The sequence below is a fragment of the Bifidobacterium pseudolongum subsp. globosum genome (assembly GCF_004155535.1).
GTDB classification, from domain to species: domain Bacteria; phylum Actinomycetota; class Actinomycetes; order Actinomycetales; family Bifidobacteriaceae; genus Bifidobacterium; species Bifidobacterium pseudolongum_C.
Window position 1 is genome coordinate 1 of sequence record NZ_RYUH01000023.1, and the last position, 1336, is coordinate 1336.

Genomic DNA, 1336 nt, shown 5'->3' on the forward strand with positions numbered 1-1336 from the left:
GGGTTATACGCCAAAATGTGTGTCCTTTTGACTAGTTGCTGTCTTGCCATGGCGTGCTCCTGTGGAAGTCGTTCCATTCGATGCCGGTGCCGTATCGCTGCGGCATGCCGGTCTGGTCGTGCATGGTCCGGGGGGCGTTGCGCCATGCGTTCTCGTACCACTGGTCGAGCCGCTCGTCGGTGACGGCGTGCTTGACGAGCCATTCGCAGTTTTCGGGACTGACGGTGTGCTGATGGCACCACCAGCACACGGCCCTGATCCGGCGTTCCAGATTCAGGCCACGATGCCGTCGCAGCATGGCGCGGATCCGGGAGTTCAGGCTTTCGACGCGGTTGTTGGTCGTGGGCATGTCCCCGAACCTGAGGAAGGTGAACATCTGGTCCTCGACGACGAGCCTGCGCAGCATGCGCCGCGCCTTGGCGAGACGCTCGTGCGCGTCGCGTTCGCGCCCGTCGGCGCTGCGGCGGCGCTCGTCGATGAACGCGTTCCATCTGGCCTCCCACCTCAGCCATTTCACGCCCCATTCGTCGACCGACTTCCTGTCGTGCGCCCGGGACAGTTCGATCGCCAGATTCCGCAGCTGCCTGGACGACTCGTAGCGGGGATGCTTGCCGGTCAGCTGGGTGATGTTCATGCAGATGTGGAACAGGCAGCGCTGCACGGGAGTTTCGGGCCATGTCTCGTGCAGTGCCTTGAGCAGTCCGCCGCCTCCGTCGCACACGACCATGTCGGGCGGTGCCAGACGGGACAGCAGGCGGTTCCACGCGGCCGACGTCTCGTTGCGCGCGACGTGCCATCCTGCCACATGCGAGGTCTCGTCGACTGCGATGAGCACGACCGCGTCGCGACCCAGATGGATGCCGTCGAGATGGAGGACGTCGTGCACGACGCCGTCTCTCGGCACGGGCGGTATCAGGCTCCACATCAGCTCGCACTTGCGTTGCAGCGTACGCGCCGGCAGACGATGCGATTCGAGGGTGTCCTTGGACATGAGCCAGTCCAGCGCCGTGCGCAGATCCTTGGCGCGCGTGTCCGGATTCGCGCTCGTGCTCGCCCCGCAGCCCGCGCAGCGGTACCTGACCTTGCCGCCGGAGGTCTTGCCGTTCTTCTTCATCGTCCTTCCGCAGGACGGGCATTTCGGTCGTTGCATGACACCAGTCAACCAACGCGATCATGAACTGACGCGGACACCATGCAGGAGAACGGCTCGGGAATCATTTCGGACACACGAAATGGCCAGGCGCCATAATGACCGGACACATCATGAACACCCCGACACGCCAATCGGCAGAAGGCTTCAGCTCAGATTAGAGACACATCTTTTGGCGTATAACCC

At 63.4% G+C, this 1336-nt stretch carries 1 protein-coding gene; it reads right to left on the reverse strand.

What is annotated here, in order from left to right; translation table 11 throughout:
• Positions 1–31: 31 nt before the first annotated feature.
• A complete protein-coding gene (locus PG2093B_RS08900) occupies positions 32–1150 on the reverse strand; it encodes an IS1249 family transposase (protein WP_120359869.1) in 1119 nt (372 codons plus the stop codon).
• Between the last annotated feature and the right edge of the window lie 186 nt (positions 1151–1336).